We start from the raw sequence: 424 nt of genomic DNA, 5'->3' as shown, positions 1-424 counted from the left end.
TGGGCTGATGCGACTATTCCTGAGAGAACAAACGGAACAACATCAACTAAAATAAAAAATCAAATCATCAATGCGAATGACAAATTTGTTCTTTTAGCCACAAATAACGCAATTGCCTCAAAATGGTGTAATTGGGAAATTGGTATTGCTGACCCATTCAAATTAACTCCAAAAAAAATTGCCATATTACCATTAGCAGATAATAGTGGTACTTGGAATGGAAATGAATACCTCCAAATTCATCCAAGAATTGAAAAAAGTGCAATCTTTAGTGACACCTACTATGTTAAATATCCTGATGGTACTCAAGAAGGACTAACAACTTTGTTAAGAAGATAAAAGTTTTATTATGGAGTTTACTAAAGAACAAAAAAAATTCATAAATGAATTTATAAATGAAATTAATAATGGTGATGCTGCAATT

General features: G+C 30.9%; 1 pseudogene. It reads left to right on the top strand.

Annotated elements, in window-relative coordinates:
• Positions 1-339, top strand: a pseudogene (locus tag EQG63_RS12280) (toll/interleukin-1 receptor domain-containing protein); the annotation flags it as partial.
• Positions 340-424: the final 85 nt, after the last annotated feature.

Origin of the sequence: Flavobacterium amnicola (genome assembly GCF_004122165.1) — a bacterium.
GTDB lineage: Bacteria > Bacteroidota > Bacteroidia > Flavobacteriales > Flavobacteriaceae > Flavobacterium > Flavobacterium amnicola.
Note: the sequence above shows the minus strand (reverse complement) of the source record. Positions and strands in the feature narration are given on the sequence as shown.